The organism is Bradyrhizobium sp. 139 (genome assembly GCF_023074175.1).
GTDB lineage: Bacteria > Pseudomonadota > Alphaproteobacteria > Rhizobiales > Xanthobacteraceae > Bradyrhizobium.
On record NZ_JADPKS010000069.1, the window covers coordinates 147,045 to 168,131 of the forward strand.

Here is a 21,087-nt window from a genome sequence, read left to right on the forward strand (position 1 = left end):
AACGCCCTCGCATGCGTTGTTTTACACCAAGCACGACCGGATTGGCCGGTTCCGCAACGGACGCCCCGACATTTTCGTCGCGGCAGCCCGACTTGTCCCCAGTTCACGGCTCGACGTGCGGCGGGGCGCCCCTGCCCTCGGCACTCAAGCTTTACGCACGCGACATCGGGTGCGAGGCGAATCGACCCGCACCTTCTTGGCAAGGCTATGTCAGGGATTTTGACGATTGCAAGCAAAGCGCCGGTCGGCCTCGGCTGTTCGCGAGGCCGACCGGACGATTACGGGATTCAACGTCCGTCTGGCGTGCGTACGCCGGCCCAGCTGTCACGGACCTGCTGGTAGTGAACGCTCGGATCATAAACCGTGGTCGCAAGGCCGAGGACCTGCGGCGAGAGACGGCCGACGGCTGCAAGAACGTTGTAAGATGCAACGACCCGGTCGTGCTGCGCGGTCACCAGCGCAACGCGCGCATTGACCAGCGCCTGCTGCGCATTGAGCACGTCGAGGGTGGTGCGCTGACCGGCCTTGGCTTCTTCACGCACGCCGTTCAGCGCGATCTCGGACGCCGTGACCTGCGCCTGGGCGGACTGCACCTGCGCCTTGCCGGCCTGCAACGAACCCCACCACTGTACGACCGTCGCGCGCGTCTGGTCGCGGGTCGTTTCGAGATTGAGACGCTGCTGCGCAAGGTTTTCCTTGGACTGACGGATCAGTGAATATTGATTGCCGCCATCATAGAGCTGCCAATTGGCCTGCGCGATCGCGGATGCGCTGAACGCCCGGTATTGAATCAAGGACTGTTCGTTCGCCTGCGTGGCGCCCGCCTGCAACGTAATCGTCGGCAGCAGCGCGCCTTCGGCGACCTTCACCTGCAAGTGATTGACGTCGATGCCGAACATCGCTGCTGTGACGTTGGGATGTTCGACGAGGCCGAGCTCGACCGCCGATGCCAGCGTTGCGGGCAGGAAACGATCGACCGGCGAGCCCGGCGCAAGGTTCGTCGGCTCGTTGCCGATGATGCGGCGGAAGTTCGCCCGCGTCGTAGTGAGATTCGCTTCGGCGGTGAGCGCCTGCGTCCTGCCGGCAGCCAGTTGCGCTTCCGATTGCGCAACGTCGGTCCGCGTCACTTCGCCGACATTGAAGCGATCGCGCGTCTGCTTCAGCGTCTGCTCGAGCACGCGCACGTTGCTGCGCTGGACTTCAAGCGTGGCGGCATCGCGCAGATAGTCCATGTAGGTCGTGGCGCCCTGGAGCAGCACACTCTGATCGAGGCTGCGCAGCGCTTCGCGGGACCCGGAAACCTGGCTCTCCGCCGCGCGTGTCCTGTTGGCGGTGATGTTGCCGTTATAGAGCGTCTGCGTAACGGTCACGCCGGCGCTGCGGGGGACGGTGGTCCCATGGAACGGCACCGTGCCTGCCGAGCTTTGCTGATCTTGATATTGATAGCCGCCGCTCGCCGTCAGTGCGACCCTGGGGCGATAGCCCGACAACGCCTGCGGCACGTTCTCGTCGGTTGAGCGCACTTGCGCGCGCTGCGCGTTGAGCTGCGGGTTGTTCTGATAGGCGCGCACCAGCGCGGACTCGATCGTGTCTGCCAAGACAGGCGTCGGCCCGGCAAGCGCCAGCAACAGGACCGAAACCGCAGCTCCGGTGAAGAGCTTCACCCCATGCATCCCTGAAAATCCGTTCATTCTAACGCCCCGGCTCGTGCCCGCGAGCTGGGTTACCGTCTACCGAGTGGAGTCGTTGCCCCGCCGCAACATAGGACGCGGATTGGCGCGACGGAACCACCTCAAGGTAGTTCCCAGTGGAAACTCTTCACGTGCAGCATCCCGGCCACACTTCTGATTCAGAACGGGATTTTAACAGGCCAAAGTCGTCACAACGGCCGTCAGAAGACGAAAGCGGCGGCCCGTTCCAGTCCGGGAAGAACCGGAGCTGCGGCATCGAACAGCGCCCGATGGCCGAATTCACCGTGGATCCGGGTCACGATCATCGCCCGGGGCAGCCTGGATTGGGCAGACACCCCCACGAGGCGCCCGCCCTCCCTAAGCTGCCCGAGCAGAGCCTCCGGCGCCACCTCGACCGCGCCATTGAGGATAATGACGTCGTAGGGAGCTGCAGAAAGATCCCCTTCGGCGCAGGCCGCGGCCTTGCAAGTGACGTTAGCGAGCCCAAGGCTGGCGCAAGCATCCTTGGCCTTCGCGGCCAGGACCGAATCACATTCCGTCGCGGTGACCTGACGGGCGAGCTTGGCCGCTAGCGCAGCGAGGTAGCCCGTGGCGCAGCCGACCACCAGAACGTTGTCACCCTCGCCGATTTCGGCGGCCTGAAGCAGCTTGCCAGTCAGCTGCGGCTTGATCAGGAAACGCTTGGCGCCGCCCTCGCTCACGTCGAGATCGAGGTCGAGATAGGCCAATGCCTGCCTGGCAACCGGCACGAACGCCTCGCGCGGAACTGTGAGCATGGCGTCGAGAACGCGGCGATCAGTGACGTCACTGGTGCGCACCTGGCCATCGACCATTTTTAGGCGCGCGGTCGAGAAACCGGACATTTGCGGACCCTGCAATGCGGACGATGCCGCGGACGAAAGTTGGCGGCATCTTTGGAACAGGCTCCGCGAAAACGCAACACGTGCGTTGGCCCCAGGGCCAGCAGCCCAGGCTTGCGCAACTCACCTCATCAGGGGGCCGGGACGCATTATTCGATCGCCACCGCGAGGCGACCGATCAGAGCGGCGACTTCGTCGAGCCGCGCCGAATCGGGCGTCTCGACCGCACGTGCCAGACAGGCGAGGCATTCATCGTCGCTGAGCTCGGGAATGTCGGCCGGCAGAATCGAGGGGGCTATCTGGGAACGGTCGACCTGGATGTCTGGCATGGGAATCAGCTCCGTAAAAATCCGGCAGCGGCGAAGCTCGGTTTCAATTGAGTCGATTTGGCGCCGCCCTCGTGGCGTGAGGTCGCCGTTGCACACATCTGATTGAATGTGGTTCCAAGCCGGGATCGCGAAAACCGCGTCAGAGATTGCAATGGCGAGATCGTCCGCCGCATGAAGCCGCCATCGTAACTCACTGAAACTACGATGGATTTTGGCTCCCCGGGCTGGATTCGAACCAGCGACCATCCGATTAACAGTCGGATGCTCTACCGCTGAGCTACCGAGGAAAAGGCGAACCAGTCGTTCGCGCGCGGCTGCGTATAACAAAGCCGCTTGCGCTTGCAAAGGACGAATTCGCCGTCTTGCACATTGCGTCGAGAAAGGGCCCGCGCCCCTTCTCCGCCTGACCTCAGGTCAAAACTATTCGGCGACGAACGAAGTCGTCTTGGTGCCGGGGTCGTAGCGCAGCCGCAGCGCGTTGAACTTGCAGAGGTTGACGTTCTTCCAAAGGACCGTCTCGTCATAATTCTGCCAGTCGACCCGGATGTTCCAGACGCATCCCTCGTCGTCCTCGTCGAACTCCACATAGGTGCTCGCCTGGTTCTGCAAAACCTTTTCGAGCTCATTGTCCCATTCGTCCATGCCATCGTCCGGCGCATTGAAGCCCAGGAACTTGATGGCATAGCCGGTCTCGTTGATGACGGAGACGTTGCGGGAGTCGGCCGCGAACGACGGCGCGGCGGCGATCGCAAGACCGATCGCGATCAGTCCAGACAGAAAATACTTCATATAAATCCTCCGATCGAAAGAGGCTCCGGTGCCTGACGTCGATCGGCGCAGGCGCCGCAGCAACAAATGGCGTTACCTCCAGAGATTCGTCCGGAGCGCGATCGATCTGCATTCCGGCTTGTTGCCCGACGCGAGACGCGCAACGAGCCTGTTCATATCGATTCGAATTCTCCGCAGCAATGAACCGGCATTCATAGGTCACGGCGCCGACCAGCGCCTTCACGGGATCGTCGCCGGGCGAAAGCCGCCCAATCCAGAATCTTTCCGCGGAGGGATTCTGGATTGTTTCGCTGCGCTCGCAATGACGGAGCAACAGGCAATGCCGTTCGTCACCAACGTACTCGTTCGGCGCAGACACAGCTGCGCACTCTCGCGGCCTCTCGCCCGAGCTTTGCTTGATCGCGACACCCTCTTGTCAGAGGGTGCAGGGAAGACCGGGTGCCGGCTGGCACCCACGGTCCACTGTGCGAAGTTGCAGTCAGAAAATCTGCACAGCGGCATACAGGTGAAGCCAAGACATCCGGCCTTCCCTGCGCAGTGGTTTTACGGCTTATGCCGAGTTCTCCCCGGGGAGCGATGCACTATTGCCCCCGTCGCCTTGCGGTTGGCTGACGCACGTGCCCGGTCGGGCAACCCACATCACCACAAGACTTGACGCACAGACCCCGGGCGTCAGGACGACACGGTTTTGCCGTACGCCGACCGCACCGGTCGTGTGCGCGATGGCCTCGCTCACGGTTGCCCGCCCTGCGATGCCCTTCGCGCCGATGCTGCCAGCGTCCACCACGACTCACCCCGCGTTTCGTGACGATCGCGATACGCCCTTCTGACAGGGATGAGGTGGCGCATGAATACGCCAAAGCCGAATTTCGGTAAAGTGGAATATTTTTGCGGCGACGGATTGACCTGTTGTTCGTGTGTTTTGCCCGTCGGGCAACGCAAGGTCTTGTAGGGTGGGTTAATTAGCGAAAGCGTAACCCACCTCTTTAGTCTCCGCGTCAACAGAAGTGGTGGGTTACGCCCAGCGCCTGCGCTTCGCGCAACCGCAAGGCTAACCCACCCTGCGGACCGTCACGGCCGCCGGCACACTAGGTCGATCTCGATCAGGGCGTCATAGGCAAGCCCGGTGACGCCGACGCAGGTGCGAGCCGGCAGGCGGTCGGGCGCGAAGAAGCTGGAATAGGTCTCGTTCATCGCCGTATAGCCTCCTTGAAGCGCGCGAGATAGATGCGCGTCATCACGACGTGCTCGAGGCCCGCGAGAACCACATTCAGGTTTTCCATCACCGCGGGTCTGCGCGACGATGCCGTCCGGCAGCACGCCCGGCGTTTGCGATGTGTCCGGCATCTGGCCGGTGACGAATATAAAGCCGTCGGTCTCGGCCTTGGCGCGCTCCTTGGCGGCGTAGATGTCGGAGATGACGATGTCGGCTCGTCCCGCGGCAAGCGTGGTGAGGAGTGCCGCGAACGTCACCGGCTTGTAGGTCAGCTTGAAGCCGAGACATTCGCCGATGGCCTCGCCGAGATCGATGTCGAAGCCGATATATTTGCTCGGATCCTTCGGATCGATCGTCTCATAGCCCGGCGTATGCGGATTGATGGCATTGACCAGCGTCTTGCCTTTCCAATCCGGATATTTCTCCTGGAGCGCGGCGCAGGCCGCAGGCGCCGCGGCGTGCGCGCTCAGCGGTGCTGCGGCGACGACGCCGAGAGCAATGGAGGCGCCGAGCGCAACCTTGCTCCACGGCGATACGCATGCCGTCGCCCGGCGTGCCTGGGGCAGAACCCGTCTCTTCATGTCCAGCTCCTTCGAATTGTCATGGCGCCTGCCATGTTCCAAATCTCGGGAGCGAGCCTAGGTGGGGAGCGAACCGAAAAGCTTGTCCGCGGGCGTACAAAAAATTGGATGGAGGGAGCCCGTCATTTGGGCACGCGGCTGCACAAAAACTGTTCGTACGTGAGGGACGCTGCGGCACGCAACTCCGAATTCGGAAGAACCAAATGATCTCGTGCTACGCAGCAGTCTGCATGATCAGAGAATCATTCGGTGAATAAATTTGACAGAGATATGACGCCCCAAGAACGTATCTGCGGCCGACGTCCGAATCAGATCGCCGCCTTTTCACAGCCTGTCCGCAGCATATCCACAGGCCGACCATGCCGGATTCGCGAGCCCGCGCGACCACTTGCTGCGCACAAATCCACAGGGCCGGGCTCATCAGCCGCCGGCCTGATCGAACACGCTGCGGCAGGTTTCGCTCAGGCTGGCGCGATTGCGGCGCAGGCACGCCGTGATGGCACGGACGTTGGGGATTTCGCCGGCGCAGAGCCGGTAGACGTCCGGCGTGCAGGCCCGGCGCTGCTCCTGTGTTCCCTGTGCATGGGCGGCGGAGGCAAACAGTGTCAGGAACAGCCCGACCGTCGAGGCCCGGCGCGCCCGGCTCTTCACACCTGCAAACCGCAAGAACTCGCCTTCAGGACAGTCTCCCGTTCTGCCCTGCCCGCCCGGTCCACGCCGGCCGGTATGGTGCGAAGAGGTAGGAGAAATAACCTGCTGAGAATGTGATCTCCTTCACACTGCCGGCGCGCCGGAGGCGCCTAGATTTTGGCGAAGATTTTTCAGAAATCGCTAACCAATCGGAACCTGATCGCGCCTGATCGTTAAAATGCGAACGATCGGCTCAATCGGGAAGCAAACCGGCTTTGAGACATTGCGCCATCCGCGTTCCGGAGGGTGCGATGAGCGAAGCCGAATTCAACTTGCTGCTGGATGTCGTCCGGGATGCCGTGGTCCATGACTCGGCGCCCGTGTCGGAGGAGGAATTCGTGCCCCGCTCGTGGTCGTACGCCGCAACGCCCAAGGCCGCCAACGACAATGAGGGCGCCTGGCCCCTCCTGCCGTTTCCGGACGGCTGGTACGCGGCCTGCTAACGCCAATTTCACCTGCGAATGGATGCGCCCGCCCCGGGGCGCCTAAGCCATGCGCAGGACCGGCCCCCGACCACGATCACATCTTGACGCGCTCCTCGCCGTCCTGCGGCGCCCGGTCGGGTGCGGACGGCGGAAAGATGCTGTCATAGATCGCACGGGCCTTCGCGAATGAGGCGAGCCCGCTCCAGCTCAGATTTAGGGATAAGTCGCACGATTTCGCTCACGTGCTCTCCAGCGCTCGATCGTTGGGGAATGCATCACTTCGCTGATGCGAACTCTATGCCAGCGGACTGAATGGCGGGTTTCCGGCAAGCCCGGGGCAAACACTGTGCGCGGTGCGCAGTGTGTCCTCGCGCAGCCGCGCTGGAACCGGCGCCACATTCAATTTGTGCTGAGGGATCAAAGCCTTGAGATGGAGGCCACGTCGGGACTCGAACCCGAGTAAACGGTTTTGCAGACCGGCGCGTAACCACTCCGCCACGTGGCCCCAACGAGGGCGGAGCAATATAGGGGATCGAGGATTTAGGCAACCCCGACCAGGGCCGCGCTACGCCTTCGCCTCGGCCGCGCCAGCAAGATAACGGCCGAGAATTTCCTCAGTCGCGCCGGCCGCGGTGATCCGTCCCTCCTCCAGCAGGATCGCGCGGTTGCAGGTGCTCTTGATCAGATCGATGTCGTGCGAGGCCAGTACCAGAATGCCGGCACGGGCGACGATCTCGTCGAGCCGCTGCCGGGCCTTTTTCCGGAACTGCTGGTCACCGACGCCGATCCATTCGTCGAGCAGCACGATCTCGCCCTCGACGGCGGTTGCGATCGCGAAGATCAGGCGCAGCATCATGCCGGGCAATCAACCGTAGGGATGAAATGGCCCGAAGTCAGACTCGTTTGCCGCGCCGGACCCCGCGCCGGCGGTCCTTCACCGGCGGCTTCGGAGCCAGATCGGGCATTTCGGCCTGGACCTCGCGGTAGCGTGTTAACAGCCGTTCAAAACTGGCGTGCAGTGTGTCTGCGATATCAGGACGCTTCTCCAGTCCGGACAGGATCGTCGCGGCGGCCTCGATGGTCGACAGCCCGTCCTTGCGCGGCTCCTTGCGCAGGCGCCCGTAGCGCGAGGGGTGCGCCGGGTTGAGGATGACGCGCTGGCATTTCAGCATCCAGGGATTGCGCCACCACAGCGCCTTGGCCTGGCTCCAGGTGCCGTCGAGCAGCACCACGCCTTCGAGCTTGCCCAGGATGGCGCGCTGGTTCTCCGCAACCTCGCCCTTGCGGGTGAGTGCCACGATCTCGCCCTCGGCTTCGAGATCGGCCGCACGCGCCGAACCGAGATAGAGCACGGCCCAGCGCGCGGCGTTTTCGACCGGCCGGCCCAGTGCCTTGGACAGGCTCGGCCAGGACAGGCCGACCCGCACCGTGGCATTGGCGAAATGCTTCGCAAGCAGCTGCGCAGTGCCGAGCGCCCTGTCCTGTTCCTGCGGATGCTGGAGGATCAGGAGCCCAAGCCGGCTCTTTTCGATCGGCGTGACGGTGTCGCAGATGCACAGCGGCATCGGCTTCTGGCAGTGCGGGCATTCGGGGATCGGCTCGGGCGCTACGGCGGCCGTCTCTGCTGGGTTCGACATGGTCGCGGCTATACGCTTGAAGCGGCGCTGCAACAACCCGCCTATTCAGCCGGCTCGGCCAGCTGGCGCGGCTCGGAACGGCGACGCAGGCGGTCGATCAGCAGGTAAATCACCGGTGTCGTGTAGAGCGTCAGGATCTGCGAGACGAACAGGCCGCCGATGATGGTGATGCCGAGTGGACGCCGGAGTTCCGTGCCGGGGCCGGTCGCGACCACCAGCGGAATGCCGGCGAACAGCGCCGCCATGGTCGTCATCAGGATGGGACGGAAGCGCGCCTGGCAGGCCTCGAAGATCGCCTCCGCCGAGGACAGGCCGCGCTGGCGCTCGGCGTCGAGCGCGAAGTCCACCATCATGATGCCGTTCTTCTTGACGATGCCGATCAACAGGATGATGCCGACGAAGGCAATCACAGTCAGCGGCGTATTAGTAAGCTGAAGCGCGAGTAGCGCGCCGAGCCCGGCCGAGGGCAGCGTCGAGATGATCGTCAGCGGATGGGCGAGGCTCTCATAGAGCACGCCGAGCACGATATACATCGCCACCAGTGCGCCGAGGATGAGCAGCGGCTGGCGGCCGCTGGTCCTGGCGAAATCGCCGGCATTGCCGTCGAAGCTGCCGCGGATGCTTTCCGGCATATGCAGCTCCTCGACCGCGCGCTGGACGTTCTGGGTGGCGGCCTGGAGCGGCACGTCCGGCAACAGGTTGAACGACACTGTGGTCGAGGGAAATGCCTGCGAATGATAGACCGCCAGTGCGGCGAGCCCGCGCGTCGCATGCACCACGGCTGAGAGTGGCACCTGCGCGTCACCCGCACCGGCGACATAGATGCGCTCAAGGTTGGACGGGTCGACCTGGAATTTCGGGTCGATCTCCAGCACGGTCATGTACTGGTTGCGCTGGGTGTAAATGATCGATATCTGCCGCTGCGAGAACGCATTGTTCAGCGCGTTGTCGATGTCCTGGACCTTGACGCCGAGTGCCGAGGCCCTCTGGCGGTCGATCGAGAGCGTGAGCTGAAGTCCGCCGGGATCGCGGTTGCTGGAAACATCGGTGATTCCCTCGACGCTCTCCATGCGCTTGGCCACGATCGGCGCCCACTTCTGGAGCAGGGCGAGATCGGTGCTGGTCAGCGTGTACTGGTAGTCGGAATCGCTCTGCCGTCCGCCGGCGCGGACGTCCTGGGCGGCGAACATGAAAAGGCGGATGCCGGGCACCGGGTACAAAGCGCGCCTGAGACGGTCGATCACGACCTCCGTCGAGACGTGGTCGCGCTCCTCCGGCGGCTTCAGGCTGATGAACATGGTGCCGCGGTTCGAGGTCGCTCCGCCCGGCCCGCCTCCGCTGCCCACGGTGGAACCGATGCCGGCCACGGCCGGATCCTGCATCACGATATCGGCGAGCCGCTGCTGGAGGCCGAGCATGGACTGGAACGAGATGTCGGCCGAGGCGCGCGTCGCGCCGATGATTAAGCCGGAATCGTCAGTCGGGAAATAGCCCTTGGGCACCTTGATGTAGAGAGTGACCGTCAGGGCGATGGTGGCGAAGAACACCAGCAGCGTCAGCAGAGGAAAATCCAGCGCGTTGCGCAAGGTCCGGGCATAGAACGCAACGATGCGCGAGAGCGAACCTTCTATGACGCGATCGAACAGCGTCGCAGTCCCCGAGGTGGTCTGCCGGATATAGTGAGCGCAGATCATCGGCGTGACCGTCAGCGACACCAGCGTCGACACTACGATTGCGAAGGTCAACGTCAGCGAGAACTCGCGCAAGAGACGGCCGACGATGCCGTCCATGAAGATCAGCGGCGTGAAGGCCGCGATCAGCGACAGGCTGATCGAGACCACGGTGAAACCGATCTGCCGAGCCCCTTCCAGGGCGGCCTGGAGCGGCCGCATGCCGTGCTCGAGATTGCGGTACATGTTCTCAATCATGACAATGGCGTCGTCGACCACGAAGCCGACGGAGATGGCGAGCGCCATCAGCGACAGATTGTCGATCGAGAAGCCCGCGACCCACATCCCGGCGCAGGTGCCGGCCAGCGCCAGCGGCACGGAGATGCCGGCGGCAATCGTCGGAATGAGCCGCCGCAGGAACACGAAGACCACGACCATCACGAGAACGGCGGTCGCTAGCAGCGTCCACTGCATGTCGAGCACGCTGGCGCGGATCGTGCTGGTGCGGTCGACCAGGGTGGAAATGTCGACGCCGGCCGGGATCCATTGCTTCAGCGCCGGGATCAGCGCCTTCACCCGGTCGACGGTGTCGATGACGTTGGCGTCGCCCTGCTTGGTGATCTGGATCAGCACCGCCGGCTGCTTGTTGAACCAGGCTATTGAGCGGGCATTGCGGACGGAGTCCTCGATGTCGGCCACGTCGGAGAGCCGGACGAAATTGCCGTTCGAGCTCTTGATGACGATGTCGCGGAACTCTTTCGCGGTGCGCATCTGCTTGTTGAGGGAGAGCGTCTCGCTCTGGCGCTCGCCGTTGAAGATACCGACGGGACCGAGCGGGTTGGCGTTGATGATCGCAGTTCGCACGTCGTCGGTGGCGATGCCGGCGTTGGACAGTGCGACGGGGTTGATCTGCACTCGCACCGCCGGCTGATCGGCGCCGCTGACCGTCACGTCACCGACACCCGGCACCTGCGAGATGCGCTGCGCGAGCACCGTATCGGCGACGTCGTAGATCGCGCTGGCCGACAGCGTCCTCGAGGTCAGCGCCAGCACGAAAACGGGGGCGCCGGCCGTGTTCGCCTTGCGGAAGCGCGGCAGTGTCGGCAGGTCGCTCGGCAGATCGACCAGCGATGCGTTGATCGCCGCCTGCACGTCGCGCGCGGCCTTGTCGATGTTGCGGCCGATATCGAATTGGAGCTGGATGTTGGTCGTGCCGAGCGACGAGGTCGAGGTGATCTGGTTGATGCCCGCGATCTCGCCGAGCCGACGCTCCAATGGCGAGGCCACCGTCGCCGCCATCACGGACGGGTCGGCGCCCGGCCGGCTGGCCGAGACGAAGATGGCGGGAAAATCAACGTTCGGGACCGAGGCGACGGGAAGGAACTCGTAGGCGACGACACCCAGCAGGAACAATCCGATCGACAGCAGCGTGGTCGCGACCGGGCGGCGGATGAAGGGCTCCGAGATCGATGCCATCACTGCATCCCCTCGGTCGCGCCCGCGACCGGCGGGCCGCCGGATTCCGCCGGCGGCACCGCCTGCTCGAGGCGGCGATTGATGCGGTCGAGCGCAAGGTAGATCACGGGCGTGGTGTAGAGCGTCAGCAACTGGCTGAGCAGCAGGCCGCCGATGATGGAGATGCCGAGCGGAAAGCGCAGCTCGGCGCCGGTGCCGCTCTCGATCGCGAGCGGCAGCGCGCCGAACAATGCTGCCAGCGTCGTCATCATGATCGGGCGGAAGCGCAAGAGGCAGGCCTGCACGATCGCCTCGTTTGGCGACATCCCCTGCCGGCGCTCGGCCTCCAGCGCGAAGTCGATCATCATGATCGCGTTCTTCTTGACGATGCCCATCAAGAGGATGATGCCGATCAGGCCGATGACCGAGAGGTCCTGCCCACACAGCATCAGCGCCAGGATGGCGCCGACGCCGGCCGAGGGTAGCGTCGACAAGATGGTGATCGGGTGAATGTAGCTCTCATAGAGCACGCCCAGCACGATGTAGATCGTGATCACGGCAGCGAGCAGCAGCCAGGGCTGGCCGGCGAGCGCCTTGGCGAATTCAGCGGCATCGCCGGCATAGACGCCGACGATGCTGTTGGGCATCTCGATCCGGGTCTCGATCGTCTTGACCGCTTCGACGGCATCGCCGAGCGCCGCGCCCGGGGCGAGGTTGAAGCTGAGCGAGATCGCCGGGAATTGCGCCTGGTGCGAGATCGCGAGCGGCGCGGTGGTGCGCTTCAGCGTCGCCACTGCGGAGAGCGGGACCTGGGCGTTGGGCGCCCCCAGGATGCTGCTCGCGGCGCCCGGCAGATAGAGTTTCGACAGGATCGAGGGATCGCGCTGGTACATCGGCAGCGCCTCCAGCACCACGCGGTACTGGTTGGCCTGGCCGTAGATGGTCGAGATCTGCCGCTGCGCGAACGCGTCGTTGAGCGTGTCGGTGATGCCCTGCAGGCTGACGCCGAGCTGTCCGGCTCGTGTCCGATCCACGTCGAGCTGCGCCCGCAAGCCGCCCTCCTGCGCCTCCGAGGAGACGTCGCGGAACAGCGGGTCGTGCCGCATCTCGGCAACGAGCTTGCGGGCCCATTCCGACACCAGCGTCGCGTCGGTCCCGGTCAGCGTGTACTGGTATTGCGAGCGGCTCGACTGGGTCGATATCTGCACGTCCTGCACCGGCTGGAAATAGACGGTCATGCCGGGAATGCCGGCCACCCTCTCCTTCAGCCGGATCACCACCGCGCTGACATCATCGCGCCGCTCGCCGCGCGGCCTCAAGGTCATGACCAGGCGCCCGACATTGGTGGTCGGGTTGACCGAGCCCGCGCCGATCACGGAGACGACGCTGACCACATCGGAATCGGCCTTGATGGCGTCGGCAACCCCGGCCTGCCGCTTCTGCATTTCCGCAAACGACACGTCGGGCCCCGCTTCCGTCACTGCCGTAATCGAGGCTGTGTCCTGGAGCGGCAGGAAGCCTTTTGGCGCGACGACGTAGAGAACGAGGGTCGCAACCAGCGTGGCGAACGTCACAAGCAGTGTGGCGCGCTGGCGCTCAAGCACCCAGAGCAGCGTCCGGTGATAGAATTCGACGGTGCGATCGATGAAGCGGCTGACGCCGGCGAGGCCCGGCACCGCCAGCTCCTCATGGGCATGCTTGAGCAGCCGCGAGCACATCATCGGCGTCAGCGTCAGCGAGACCACGGCCGAGGTCACGACCGCGATCGTCAGCGTCAGCGCGAATTCGCGGAACATGCGCCCGACAAGGCCGGACATGAACAGCAGCGGGATGAACACCGCGATCAGCGACACCGTCAGCGAGATCACGGTGAAGCCGATTTCGCTGGCGCCCTTCAGCGAGGCCTCCATCGCGCTGTCGCCGTTCTCCATGTGGCGGACGATATTCTCGATCATGACGATGGCATCGTCGACGACGAAGCCGGTGCCGATGGTGAGCGCCATCAGTGACAGATTGTCGAGGCTGAAGCCGGCGAAATACATGATGCCGAAGCTGGTGATCAGCGACAGCGGCAGCGCGACGCCCGCGATCAGCGTGGCCCGCAGCGAGCGCAGGAACAACAGCACCACCAGCGTCACCAGCACCACGCTGAGGATCAGCGTGAACTGCACGTCATGGACGGAAGCGCGAATGGTGACGGTGCGGTCGGAGACGATAGTGAGGTTCACGCCGGCCGGAATGGCGCGCTGGAGTTTTGGGATTTCCGCCCGGATCTGGCTGACGACATCGATGACGTTGGCGCCGGGCTGACGCTGGATATCGATGATGACGGCCGGCGTGCCCTGATACCAGCCGCCGGTGCGGTCGTTCTCGAGGCCATCGACGATCTGCGCGACGTCGGCGATCGTGACCGGCGAGCCGTTGCGGTAGGCGATGATAACAGGCCTGTAGGCGTCGGCGGCCGCAATCTGGTCGTTGGCGGCGATGATGTAGGATTGCTGCGCACCGTCGAGCGAGCCTTTTGGCCCGGACACATTTGCGTTGGCGATCGCGGCGCGCAGATCCTCCATCGCGATGCCATAGGCCGCTAGCCGTGCAAGGTCCGCCTGAATGCGCACGGCCGGCTTCAGCCCGCCGAGCACGGAGACGCGCCCGACGCCGGAAATCTGGCTCAGCCGCTGCGCCAGAAGCGTGTCGGCGATGTCGCTCATCGCCCGCAGCGAGATCGTGTCGGAGCGCAGCGCCAGCGTCATCACCGGTGCGTCCGCCGGATTCACCTTGGCGTAGGTCGGCGGATAAGGCAGCGTCTTGGGCAGCACGCCGGCCGCCGCGTTGATCGCGGCCTGGACGTCCTGGGTCGCGCCGTCGATGTCGCGGTTGAGGTCGAACTGAAGCGATATCTGGCTGACGCCGAACGAGCTCGTCGAGTTCATCGCGGACAGCGACGGAATCTGGCCGAGCTGCCGCTCCAGCGGCGCCGTGATCAGCGAGGCGATCACGTCGGGGCTTGCGCCCGGAAGCTGCGTCGTCACCTGCACGGTCGGGAAATCGACCTGCGGCAGCGCCGAGACCGGCAGCGCGAAATAGCCCAGCAGCCCACCGATCAGCAGTGCGATGCCGAGCAGCGAGGTCGCGATCGGGCGGCGGATGAAGGGTTCGGAGACACCCATGGGATGTGCCTGCCGCTCAGGCGGCTGTTGTCGGGATCATGGCTGTTTGGCTCCACTTCCCGATGCCCCCGGCCCCGGCGCCGGCCCGGTCTGTCCCTTCTGGTCGCCTTCGCTGCTGCTCCGCTTGGCGCGGAACTCGCCGTCCTTGCCCGGTCCGTCCTTCTGGCCTTCCTTCTTTTGAGCGTCCGGCCCGCGCGAGCGCTTGCGCGGGGCGAGATCGGCCGACGGCGTCTGGTCATCGCGGCCGACGACCACTTTGGAGCCGTCGGACAGATTGGCAAAGCCCGTCGTGACGACCTTGTCAGTCGGCGACAGCCCGCTCGCAATGACGGCGTCATGCTCGTTCTGCTGGGTCACCGTGACCGGCTTGGCCGAGACGACATTGTCCTCGCCGATGACATAGCTGAAGGTGCCGATCGGTCCGCGCTGCACCGCCGATGTCGGAACCACCAGCGCCTGCATCAAGGTCTCGACCTTGAGGCGGACATTGACGAACTGGCCCGGCCAGAGCTGGTAATTGGCATTGGGGAATTCGGCTTTGAGCTTGAGCGTGCCGGTGGTCTGGTCGACCTGATTGTCGATGCCGGTCAGCTTGCCGGTGTCGATCACGGTGACGCCGTCATTGCCGAACACGTCGACCGCAAGCACCCCCTTGGCGGCCGCTGCGTTGACCCGCATGATCTGCTGCTGCGGCAGGCTGAACCACACCGCGATCGGCTGCAATTGCGTGATCACGACGAGGCCAGTCGTGTCGGAGGCGTGAATGATGTTGCCCTGGTCGACCTGGCGCAGGCCGGCGCGGCCGGAGATCGGCGCCACGATCTTCGTATAGCTCAGCGTCGCCGCCGCATTGTCGATCGCGGCCTGGTCGGCCTTGACCAGCGCCTCGGTCTGCGCGACCAGCGCGCGCTGTGTATCAGCCTGCTGCTTCGAGCCGGCATTCGAAGCGGCGAGCTGCTCGTAGCGGGTGAGGTCAATGCGCTGGTTGGCGAGCTGCGCCTGATCCTGCGCCTTCTTGGCGACAGACTGGTCATAGGCCGCCTGGTAGATCGCCGGATCGATCTCACCGACGACGTCCCCCTTCTTGACGTCCTGGCCTTCGGTAAAGTTTACCGCGATCAGCTTGCCGTCGACCTGCGAGCGCACGGTCACGGTGTTGAGCGCCCGGATCGCGCCGACGCCGTCGAGATAAACAGGCACGTCCTGGATGCGCGGGGCCGCCGCCAGCACCGGCACCGGCAGGTCAGGCCGCTGGTTGCGGTTATTCGCCTGCTGCTGTTGATGCATCGCAATCCAGCCGACATAGCCGAGGCCGCCGAGGATCGCGAGCGTGATCAGGGTCATGACGAAGCCGCGGCCGCGCGATTTCTTCGCCGTCCCTTCTTTCGCGCCTTCCTTCGTATCCGGCTTAAAGAGCATTGACCGGTTTCTCCATTCGCGGCTCCCAGCCGCCGCCGAGCGCCTGATACAGGCTGACGATTGCAAGAAGCCGTGCGAGTTGGGCCTGCGACAGCGCGTCTTCCGCCTGGAACAGGGTCAGTTGGGTGTTGAGAACGGTCACGATGTCGGCGGTGCCGGCGCGCAATTGCTGTTCGGAGAGGTCGAACGCGCGGCGCGAGGCGACCAGGACATCACGCTGCAATTGCAGCTTGATCGTGGTCTGCTTGATCGAGAACAGCGCATTGTCGACGTCGGCAAACGACTGGATGATGGTCTTGCGGTAGGTCTGCAGCAGTTCGTCCTGCCGCGCCTTGGCATATTCGAAATTGCCGAGGATCCTGCCGCCGTCGAAAATCGGCTGCGTCGCGCTGCCGACGAGCTGGAAGAACGCCGCATGCGGCTGGAACAGCGACACCAGCGCCGAGCTCTGATAGCCGCCATTCCCAGTGAGCTGGATGGTCGGAAAGAACTGCGCACGGGCATTGCCGATATTCGCGGTCGCCGAAGCGAGTTGCGCTTCCTGCCGGCGGATGTCGGGCCGCTGCGTCAGCAGCTCCGACGGCAGGCCGGGCGTCACGCGGGGAATCCCGATCCGGTTCAGCGAGCCGCCGAGCACGCGCACGCTCTCCGGCGGCCGCGACACCAGGACCGCAAGCGCATTGACGTTCTGGTCGAGCGTCTGGCGCAGCGGCGGCACCAGCGCCTTCTGGTTGGCGAGCACGCTTTCCTGCTGCGCGACGTCGAGATCAGTGCCGGTGCCGGCCTTGCGGCGCTCCCGGATGGCATCAAGGATGCGCTGCGCGCTGGCGATGTTGCGCTGTGCCGTCTTCAGGCGGTCCTGCGAGGCCAGCACCTGGAAATAGGCGTTGGCGACGCCTGCAAGCGTGGTCAGTGCGACGACATCGCGATCGAAACGGCTGGCGTTGGCGGTTTCCTCCGCCGTTCGCAGCGCGTCGCGGTTCTGGCCCCAGAAATCGAGCTGGTAGCTCGCGCTGAGCGACGCTGAATAGTTGACGACCTCCCGGCCGCCGATGGACAGGCCCGACGCGCTCGAGCCCGAGGTGCGCGAATAGGTCTCCGATCCGCCGCCGGACAGGCTCGGCAGCAACGCCGCACCGGCCTGCCGCGCCTGCGCGTCAGCCTCGACGATACGCGAGACGGCGGCGGCAATGTCGAGATTGACGGTCTGCGCCTCCTGCATCAGTTGCGTCAGCTCCGTCGAGCGGAAGCCGCGCCACCAATCCAGGGACGGCGGCGTATCCCCCTTCCCGGCGTATTTGTACTGCGTGGGAACGTCGAGCGCGGCATCGGGGAGATCCTGGGTCAGGACGCAGGCTCCCGAACTCGCGGCAAGGCACAGCACCGCAAGCCAGCGCACCGCGCACGGCCGCCGGGACGCAGAACCAAGAGATCGCCGCACGGCGACCGCCGGTATTTGCCGTATCACATCCACCCCCTGCCGGGCAGATCCAGCCGCCACCGCGCAAACGGATTAACCGATTCGCGGCCGGACAGTCCGGGGTCTATGGGCAACTCGTTCAAAGGTGATGCTTTCTGCGAACCTGACATCCATACTAGCGGGGTGCGGAACTGCGGGACAGTCCCGCACCTGCGAGACGGCCAGCTGAACGGGTCGATGTCCGAGGCTTGGGAATGCGAAATACGCCTGTCTCGCAGGGGTTTTTGTACTTACACTACATTTCGAAGCGCACTCAAACTTACCAAGATTTCATGTGGTATTGGCGCCACACCAGCACCGGGGCCGCCGTAGCCGGCCAGTGCTCCACTGGAACCGGCGCCGGAACCATTTATATCATTGGTGCTGACCGCTCGTGGGCTGCGCTCGGGTCTAGCGAAATGGAGAGTTGGGCGCGCCTTGGCTCGCGGTCGGACAGTATCCGTTGAGTTGATGGATCCGCCGATGTCGAATGCCATTTTGTTGGTAACGCCCGATAATGTGGAGACAGCGCTCGCCGACCTGCCGCGCATCGTTCGTCTCGCACTTGCGTTTGGCTCGCGGCTGAGGCGCGGAACGCTCAAGGTCATTCTGCCCGACGGCCGCACCATCCGCCTTGGCGGGCAGGAGCCGGGCCCGGATGCGCTCATGCGCGTGCACAATTTCGGTTTCGCCTCGCGCCTGATCAACGGCGGCGACATTGGAATCGCCGAGGCCTATCTCGCCGGCGACTGGGACACGCCCGACCTGACGCAGTTCCTCTACCTGTTCTGCGTCAACCACGATCTGATCCAGGCCATGCTGCGTGACAAGCCGCTGATGCGCCTCACTCAGGTGGTGCAGCACTGGCTCAATCGCAACACCCGCCGCCAGGCGCGGCGCAACATCCACGCTCATTACGACATCGGCAATGCGTTCTATTCGGCCTGGCTCGATCCCGGCATGACCTATTCCTCGGCGCTGTTCGAGGAGAGCACGTCCGATCTCGCGGCAGCCCAGACCAATAAATACCGCCGGCTCGCCGAGGCGCTCGACCTGAAACCAGGCCAGACACTGCTCGAGATCGGCTGTGGCTGGGGCGGCTTCGCCGAGTTTGCCGCAAAGACCTTCGGCACGCGCGTGGTTGGCCTCACAATCTCGACCGAGCAGCGCGATTTTGCGCAGAAGCGCATCTACGAGGCGGGCCTTGCCGAGAAGGTCGAGATCCGTCTCAGGGACTATCGCGACGAACGCGGCCGCTACGACCGCATCGTCTCGATCGAGATGATCGAGGCCGTCGGCGAGCAGTTCTGGCCAAAATATTTCGCACAGCTCCGGGACCGGCTGCTGCCCGGCGGACTTGCCGGCATCCAGGCCATCACCATCCAGGACCGGCTCTTCCAAGGCTACCGGCGCGAGGTGGACTTCATCCAGCGCTATGTTTTCCCCGGCGGCATGCTGCCCTCGCCCGCCGTGCTCAAGTCGCTCGGCGACAGGTTCGGTGTGCCCGTCATCCGCGAGCGCATCTTCGGGCAAGATTATGCCAAGACGCTGGCCACTTGGCGGAATAACTTCCGGACGGCCTGGCCGGGCCTCGTGCCGCTTGGCTTCGACGACCAGTTCCGGCGGCTATGGGAGTATTACCTGTCCTATTGCGAGGCCGGATTCCTGTCCGGGAATATCGATGTCCGGCAGGTCATCTTCGCAAAGCAGCAATAAGAGTTTGCGGGGGTTGGCTTGCAAGGGGTCGCTTGTAAGGCCGGCGACCCTACTTTAGGGTCGCGCCCACCTTATGAACCAGCCGGTAATTGCCTGACATGACCATCAAAAACGACGTTGTCGAAGCCATCGGCAACACCCCGCTCATCAAGCTCAAGCGCGCCTCCGAACTGACCGGCTGCACCATCCTCGGCAAGGCCGAGTTCATGAATCCGGGCCAGTCGGTGAAGGACCGCGCCGGCAAATGGATGATCCTGGAGGCCGAGAAGCGTGGCGAGCTCAAACCCGGCGGTCTCGTGGTGGAAGCGACCGCCGGCAACACCGGCATCGGCCTCGCGGTCGTGGCGAGCGCGCGCGGCTACCGCACGCTGATCGTGATCCCGGAGACGCAGAGCCAGGAGAAGAAGGACTTTCTGAAACTGTGCGGCGCCGAGCTGATCGAAGTCCCGGCCCTGCCCTACGCCAACCCGAACAACTACCAGCATGTCGGCCGCCGGCTTGCCGACGAACTGCGCAAGAGCGAGCCTAACGGCGTGCTGTTCGCCGATCAGTGGAACAATCTCGACAATGCCAAGGCGCACTATGAATCCACCGGCCCCGAAATCTGGCAGCAGACCGGCGGCAAGGTTGACGGCTTCATCTGCTCGGTCGGCACCGGCGGCACGCTCGCCGGCGTCAGCCGCTATCTGAAGGAAAAGAACAAGGAAATTCGCATCGCCTGCGCCGATCCGCAGGGCTTCGGCATGTACGAATATTTTCGCAACGGCGAGGCGAAGGTGACGCCCGGCGACTCCATCACCGAAGGCATCGGGCTCAGCCGCGTCACCGCGATCGTCGAGAGCGCCAAGGTCGACGACGCCTTCGTGATCCCGGACGAGGAAGCCGTGGCGCTGATTTACGACCTGCTCCAGCACGAAGGCCTGTGCCTCGGCGGCTCGACCGGCATCAACATCGCGGGCGCGATGCGGCTCGCAAAACAGCTCGGGCCCGGCAAGACCATCGTCACCGTGCTCTGCGATTCCGGCAGCCGCTATCAGTCGAAACTGTTCAACGCGGATTTCATGCGCGCCAAGAACCTGCCCGTGCCGGAATGGCTGGAGAAGCGCAGCAACATCAAGCCGCCGTTCGTGTAGCTGCCTTGTAGGATGGGCAAAGCGAAAGCGTGCCCCATCATGACTGTCGCGATCGCGGAAGGATGGTGGGCACGGCGCAAGCGCGCCTTTGCCCACTTTACAGGATCACCGCAAGATCTGGCTCAGGAACAGCTTCGTGCGGGCGTGCTGCGGGCTCGCGAAGAATTCGTTCGGCGTGTTGGCCTCGATGATCTGGCCGGCGTCCATGAACACGACGCGGTTGGCGACCTCGCGGGCAAAGCCCATTTCGTGGGTGACGACCAGCATGGTCATGCCCTCCTCGGCGAGGTCGACCATGGTGTCGAGCACTTCCTTGACCATCTCGGGGTCGAGCGCCGAGGTCGGCTCGTCGAACAGCATCACCTTGGGGTTCATCGTCAGCGCCCGCGCGATCGCGACGCGCTGCTGCTGGCCGCCGGACATCTGGCCCGGGAATTTGTTGGCCTGGTGCGGGATCTTGACCCGCTCCAGGAATTTCATCGCGTTCAGCTCGGCGTCCTTCTTGGGGATGTTGCGCACCCAGATCGGCGCCAGCGTGCAGTTCTCCAGCACGGTCAGATGCGGGAACAGATTGAAACTCTGGAACACCATGCCGACTTCGCGCCGCACCGCGTCGACATGCTTGAGGTTCGGTCCGAGCTCGATGCCGTCGACGACGATCTCACCCTCCTGGAATTCCTCCAGCGCGTTGATGCAGCGGATCAGCGTCGACTTGCCGGAGCCCGAGGGGCCGCAGATCACGATGCGCTCGCCCTTGCGGACCTCGAGATCAATGTCGCGCAGCACGTGAAACTCGCCGTACCATTTGTTGAGGCCGGAAATCTTGACGATGGGGTCGGACATGGTG

Annotated in this window: 15 protein-coding genes, 2 tRNA genes and 2 pseudogenes; 3 read left to right on the plus strand and 16 right to left on the minus strand. The window is 64.2% G+C overall.

Annotation, left to right across the window (positions count from 1 at the left end):
* Positions 1 to 287: 287 nt before the first annotated feature.
* From IVA80_RS16290 to IVA80_RS16320, 8 genes and pseudogenes are all read right to left on the minus strand, one after another.
* The gene (locus IVA80_RS16290) at positions 288 to 1,673 is read right to left on the minus strand and encodes a TolC family outer membrane protein (RefSeq protein ID WP_247432102.1); all 1,386 of its coding nucleotides are present in this window, start codon (positions 1,671 to 1,673) and stop codon (positions 288 to 290) included.
* Positions 1,674 to 1,891: 218 nt separating this feature from the next.
* Entirely contained in the window at positions 1,892 to 2,554 is a 663-nt protein-coding gene (locus IVA80_RS16295; protein ID WP_247431867.1) for a protein-L-isoaspartate O-methyltransferase, read from the minus strand.
* A 146-nt stretch (positions 2,555 to 2,700) separates the two neighbouring features.
* Positions 2,701 to 2,880, minus strand: coding sequence for a hypothetical protein (locus tag IVA80_RS16300; RefSeq protein ID WP_247431870.1), 180 nt, complete (start codon positions 2,878 to 2,880; stop codon positions 2,701 to 2,703).
* A gap of 212 nt (positions 2,881 to 3,092) precedes the next feature.
* Positions 3,093 to 3,167, minus strand: a tRNA-Asn gene (locus IVA80_RS16305).
* A gap of 133 nt (positions 3,168 to 3,300) precedes the next feature.
* Entirely contained in the window at positions 3,301 to 3,669 is a 369-nt protein-coding gene (locus tag IVA80_RS16310; RefSeq protein WP_247431873.1) for a hypothetical protein, read from the minus strand.
* Positions 3,670 to 4,740: 1,071 nt separating this feature from the next.
* A pseudogene (locus tag IVA80_RS38615) lies at positions 4,741 to 5,049 on the minus strand (RidA family protein); the annotation flags it as partial.
* A pseudogene (locus tag IVA80_RS38620) lies at positions 5,050 to 5,466 on the minus strand (transporter substrate-binding domain-containing protein); the annotation flags it as partial.
* 420 nt (positions 5,467 to 5,886) lie between these two features.
* Positions 5,887 to 6,132 carry a hypothetical protein gene (locus IVA80_RS16320; RefSeq protein WP_247431881.1) on the minus strand — a complete coding sequence of 82 codons (246 nt, stop codon included), beginning with the start codon at positions 6,130 to 6,132 and terminating at the stop codon, positions 5,887 to 5,889.
* A 275-nt stretch (positions 6,133 to 6,407) separates the two neighbouring features.
* Here IVA80_RS16320 and IVA80_RS16325 point away from each other — a divergent pair, with 275 nt between their 5' ends.
* Positions 6,408 to 6,599 carry a hypothetical protein gene (locus IVA80_RS16325; RefSeq protein ID WP_247431884.1) on the plus strand — a complete coding sequence of 64 codons (192 nt, stop codon included), beginning with the start codon at positions 6,408 to 6,410 and terminating at the stop codon, positions 6,597 to 6,599.
* A 413-nt stretch (positions 6,600 to 7,012) separates the two neighbouring features.
* Here IVA80_RS16325 and IVA80_RS16330 read toward each other — a convergent pair.
* From IVA80_RS16330 to IVA80_RS16360, 7 genes are all read right to left on the minus strand, one after another.
* Positions 7,013 to 7,086: transfer RNA gene (locus IVA80_RS16330), tRNA-Cys, on the minus strand.
* Positions 7,087 to 7,146: 60 nt separating this feature from the next.
* Positions 7,147 to 7,434 (minus strand): hypothetical protein, encoded by a 288-nt coding sequence (locus tag IVA80_RS16335; RefSeq protein WP_247431887.1) that lies wholly within the window; start codon positions 7,432 to 7,434, stop codon positions 7,147 to 7,149.
* A gap of 40 nt (positions 7,435 to 7,474) precedes the next feature.
* Positions 7,475 to 8,218, minus strand: coding sequence for a tRNA-uridine aminocarboxypropyltransferase (locus tag IVA80_RS16340; RefSeq protein ID WP_247431890.1), 744 nt, complete (start codon positions 8,216 to 8,218; stop codon positions 7,475 to 7,477).
* A 41-nt stretch (positions 8,219 to 8,259) separates the two neighbouring features.
* A complete protein-coding gene (locus tag IVA80_RS16345; RefSeq protein ID WP_247431892.1) occupies positions 8,260 to 11,364 on the minus strand; it encodes an efflux RND transporter permease subunit in 3,105 nt (1,034 codons plus the stop codon).
* Positions 11,364 to 14,513: an efflux RND transporter permease subunit gene (locus IVA80_RS16350; RefSeq protein WP_247431896.1), complete on the minus strand. Its 3,150-nt coding sequence runs from the start codon at positions 14,511 to 14,513 to the stop codon at positions 11,364 to 11,366. Before IVA80_RS16350 ends, IVA80_RS16345 begins: the two co-directional genes overlap by 1 nt.
* Positions 14,514 to 14,549: 36 nt before the next feature.
* Positions 14,550 to 15,932, minus strand: a complete 1,383-nt coding sequence (locus tag IVA80_RS16355) for an efflux RND transporter periplasmic adaptor subunit (protein WP_247431903.1) — start codon at positions 15,930 to 15,932, stop codon at positions 14,550 to 14,552.
* On the minus strand, positions 15,922 to 17,406 hold the full coding sequence (locus IVA80_RS16360) for an efflux transporter outer membrane subunit (RefSeq protein WP_247431906.1): 1,485 nt from the start codon (positions 17,404 to 17,406) through the stop codon (positions 15,922 to 15,924). The genes IVA80_RS16355 and IVA80_RS16360 overlap by 11 nt, the downstream gene beginning before the upstream one ends.
* Positions 17,407 to 17,874: 468 nt before the next feature.
* Between IVA80_RS16360 and IVA80_RS16365 the strand changes: the two genes are divergently transcribed.
* On the plus strand, positions 17,875 to 19,107 hold the full coding sequence (locus IVA80_RS16365) for a cyclopropane-fatty-acyl-phospholipid synthase family protein (protein WP_247431909.1): 1,233 nt from the start codon (positions 17,875 to 17,877) through the stop codon (positions 19,105 to 19,107).
* A 98-nt stretch (positions 19,108 to 19,205) separates the two neighbouring features.
* On the plus strand, positions 19,206 to 20,240 hold the full coding sequence (locus IVA80_RS16370; RefSeq protein WP_247431912.1) for a cysteine synthase A: 1,035 nt from the start codon (positions 19,206 to 19,208) through the stop codon (positions 20,238 to 20,240).
* Between the two features lie 105 nt (positions 20,241 to 20,345).
* Here the strand turns inward: IVA80_RS16370 and IVA80_RS16375 are convergent, their stop codons facing one another.
* Entirely contained in the window at positions 20,346 to 21,083 is a 738-nt protein-coding gene (locus tag IVA80_RS16375; protein WP_247431914.1) for an amino acid ABC transporter ATP-binding protein, read from the minus strand.
* Positions 21,084 to 21,087 lie beyond the last annotated feature (4 nt).

Coding starts and splice junctions, on each gene's coding strand:
- IVA80_RS16340 (WP_247431890.1), bottom strand. CDS start 8,218: ATGTCGAACCCAGCAGAGACGGCCGCCGTAGCGCCCGAGCCGATCCCC.
- IVA80_RS16325 (WP_247431884.1), top strand. CDS start 6,408: ATGAGCGAAGCCGAATTCAACTTGCTGCTGGATGTCGTCCGGGATGCC.
- IVA80_RS16350 (WP_247431896.1), bottom strand. CDS start 14,513: ATGGGTGTCTCCGAACCCTTCATCCGCCGCCCGATCGCGACCTCGCTG.
- IVA80_RS16310 (WP_247431873.1), bottom strand. CDS start 3,669: ATGAAGTATTTTCTGTCTGGACTGATCGCGATCGGTCTTGCGATCGCC.
- IVA80_RS16300 (WP_247431870.1), bottom strand. CDS start 2,880: ATGCCAGACATCCAGGTCGACCGTTCCCAGATAGCCCCCTCGATTCTG.
- IVA80_RS16375 (WP_247431914.1), bottom strand. CDS start 21,083: ATGTCCGACCCCATCGTCAAGATTTCCGGCCTCAACAAATGGTACGGC.
- IVA80_RS16345 (WP_247431892.1), bottom strand. CDS start 11,364: ATGGCATCGATCTCGGAGCCCTTCATCCGCCGCCCGGTCGCGACCACG.
- IVA80_RS16290 (WP_247432102.1), bottom strand. CDS start 1,673: ATGCATGGGGTGAAGCTCTTCACCGGAGCTGCGGTTTCGGTCCTGTTG.
- IVA80_RS16370 (WP_247431912.1), top strand. CDS start 19,206: ATGACCATCAAAAACGACGTTGTCGAAGCCATCGGCAACACCCCGCTC.
- IVA80_RS16355 (WP_247431903.1), bottom strand. CDS start 15,932: ATGCTCTTTAAGCCGGATACGAAGGAAGGCGCGAAAGAAGGGACGGCG.
- IVA80_RS16365 (WP_247431909.1), top strand. CDS start 17,875: ATGTCGAATGCCATTTTGTTGGTAACGCCCGATAATGTGGAGACAGCG.
- IVA80_RS16295 (WP_247431867.1), bottom strand. CDS start 2,554: ATGTCCGGTTTCTCGACCGCGCGCCTAAAAATGGTCGATGGCCAGGTG.
- IVA80_RS16335 (WP_247431887.1), bottom strand. CDS start 7,434: ATGCTGCGCCTGATCTTCGCGATCGCAACCGCCGTCGAGGGCGAGATC.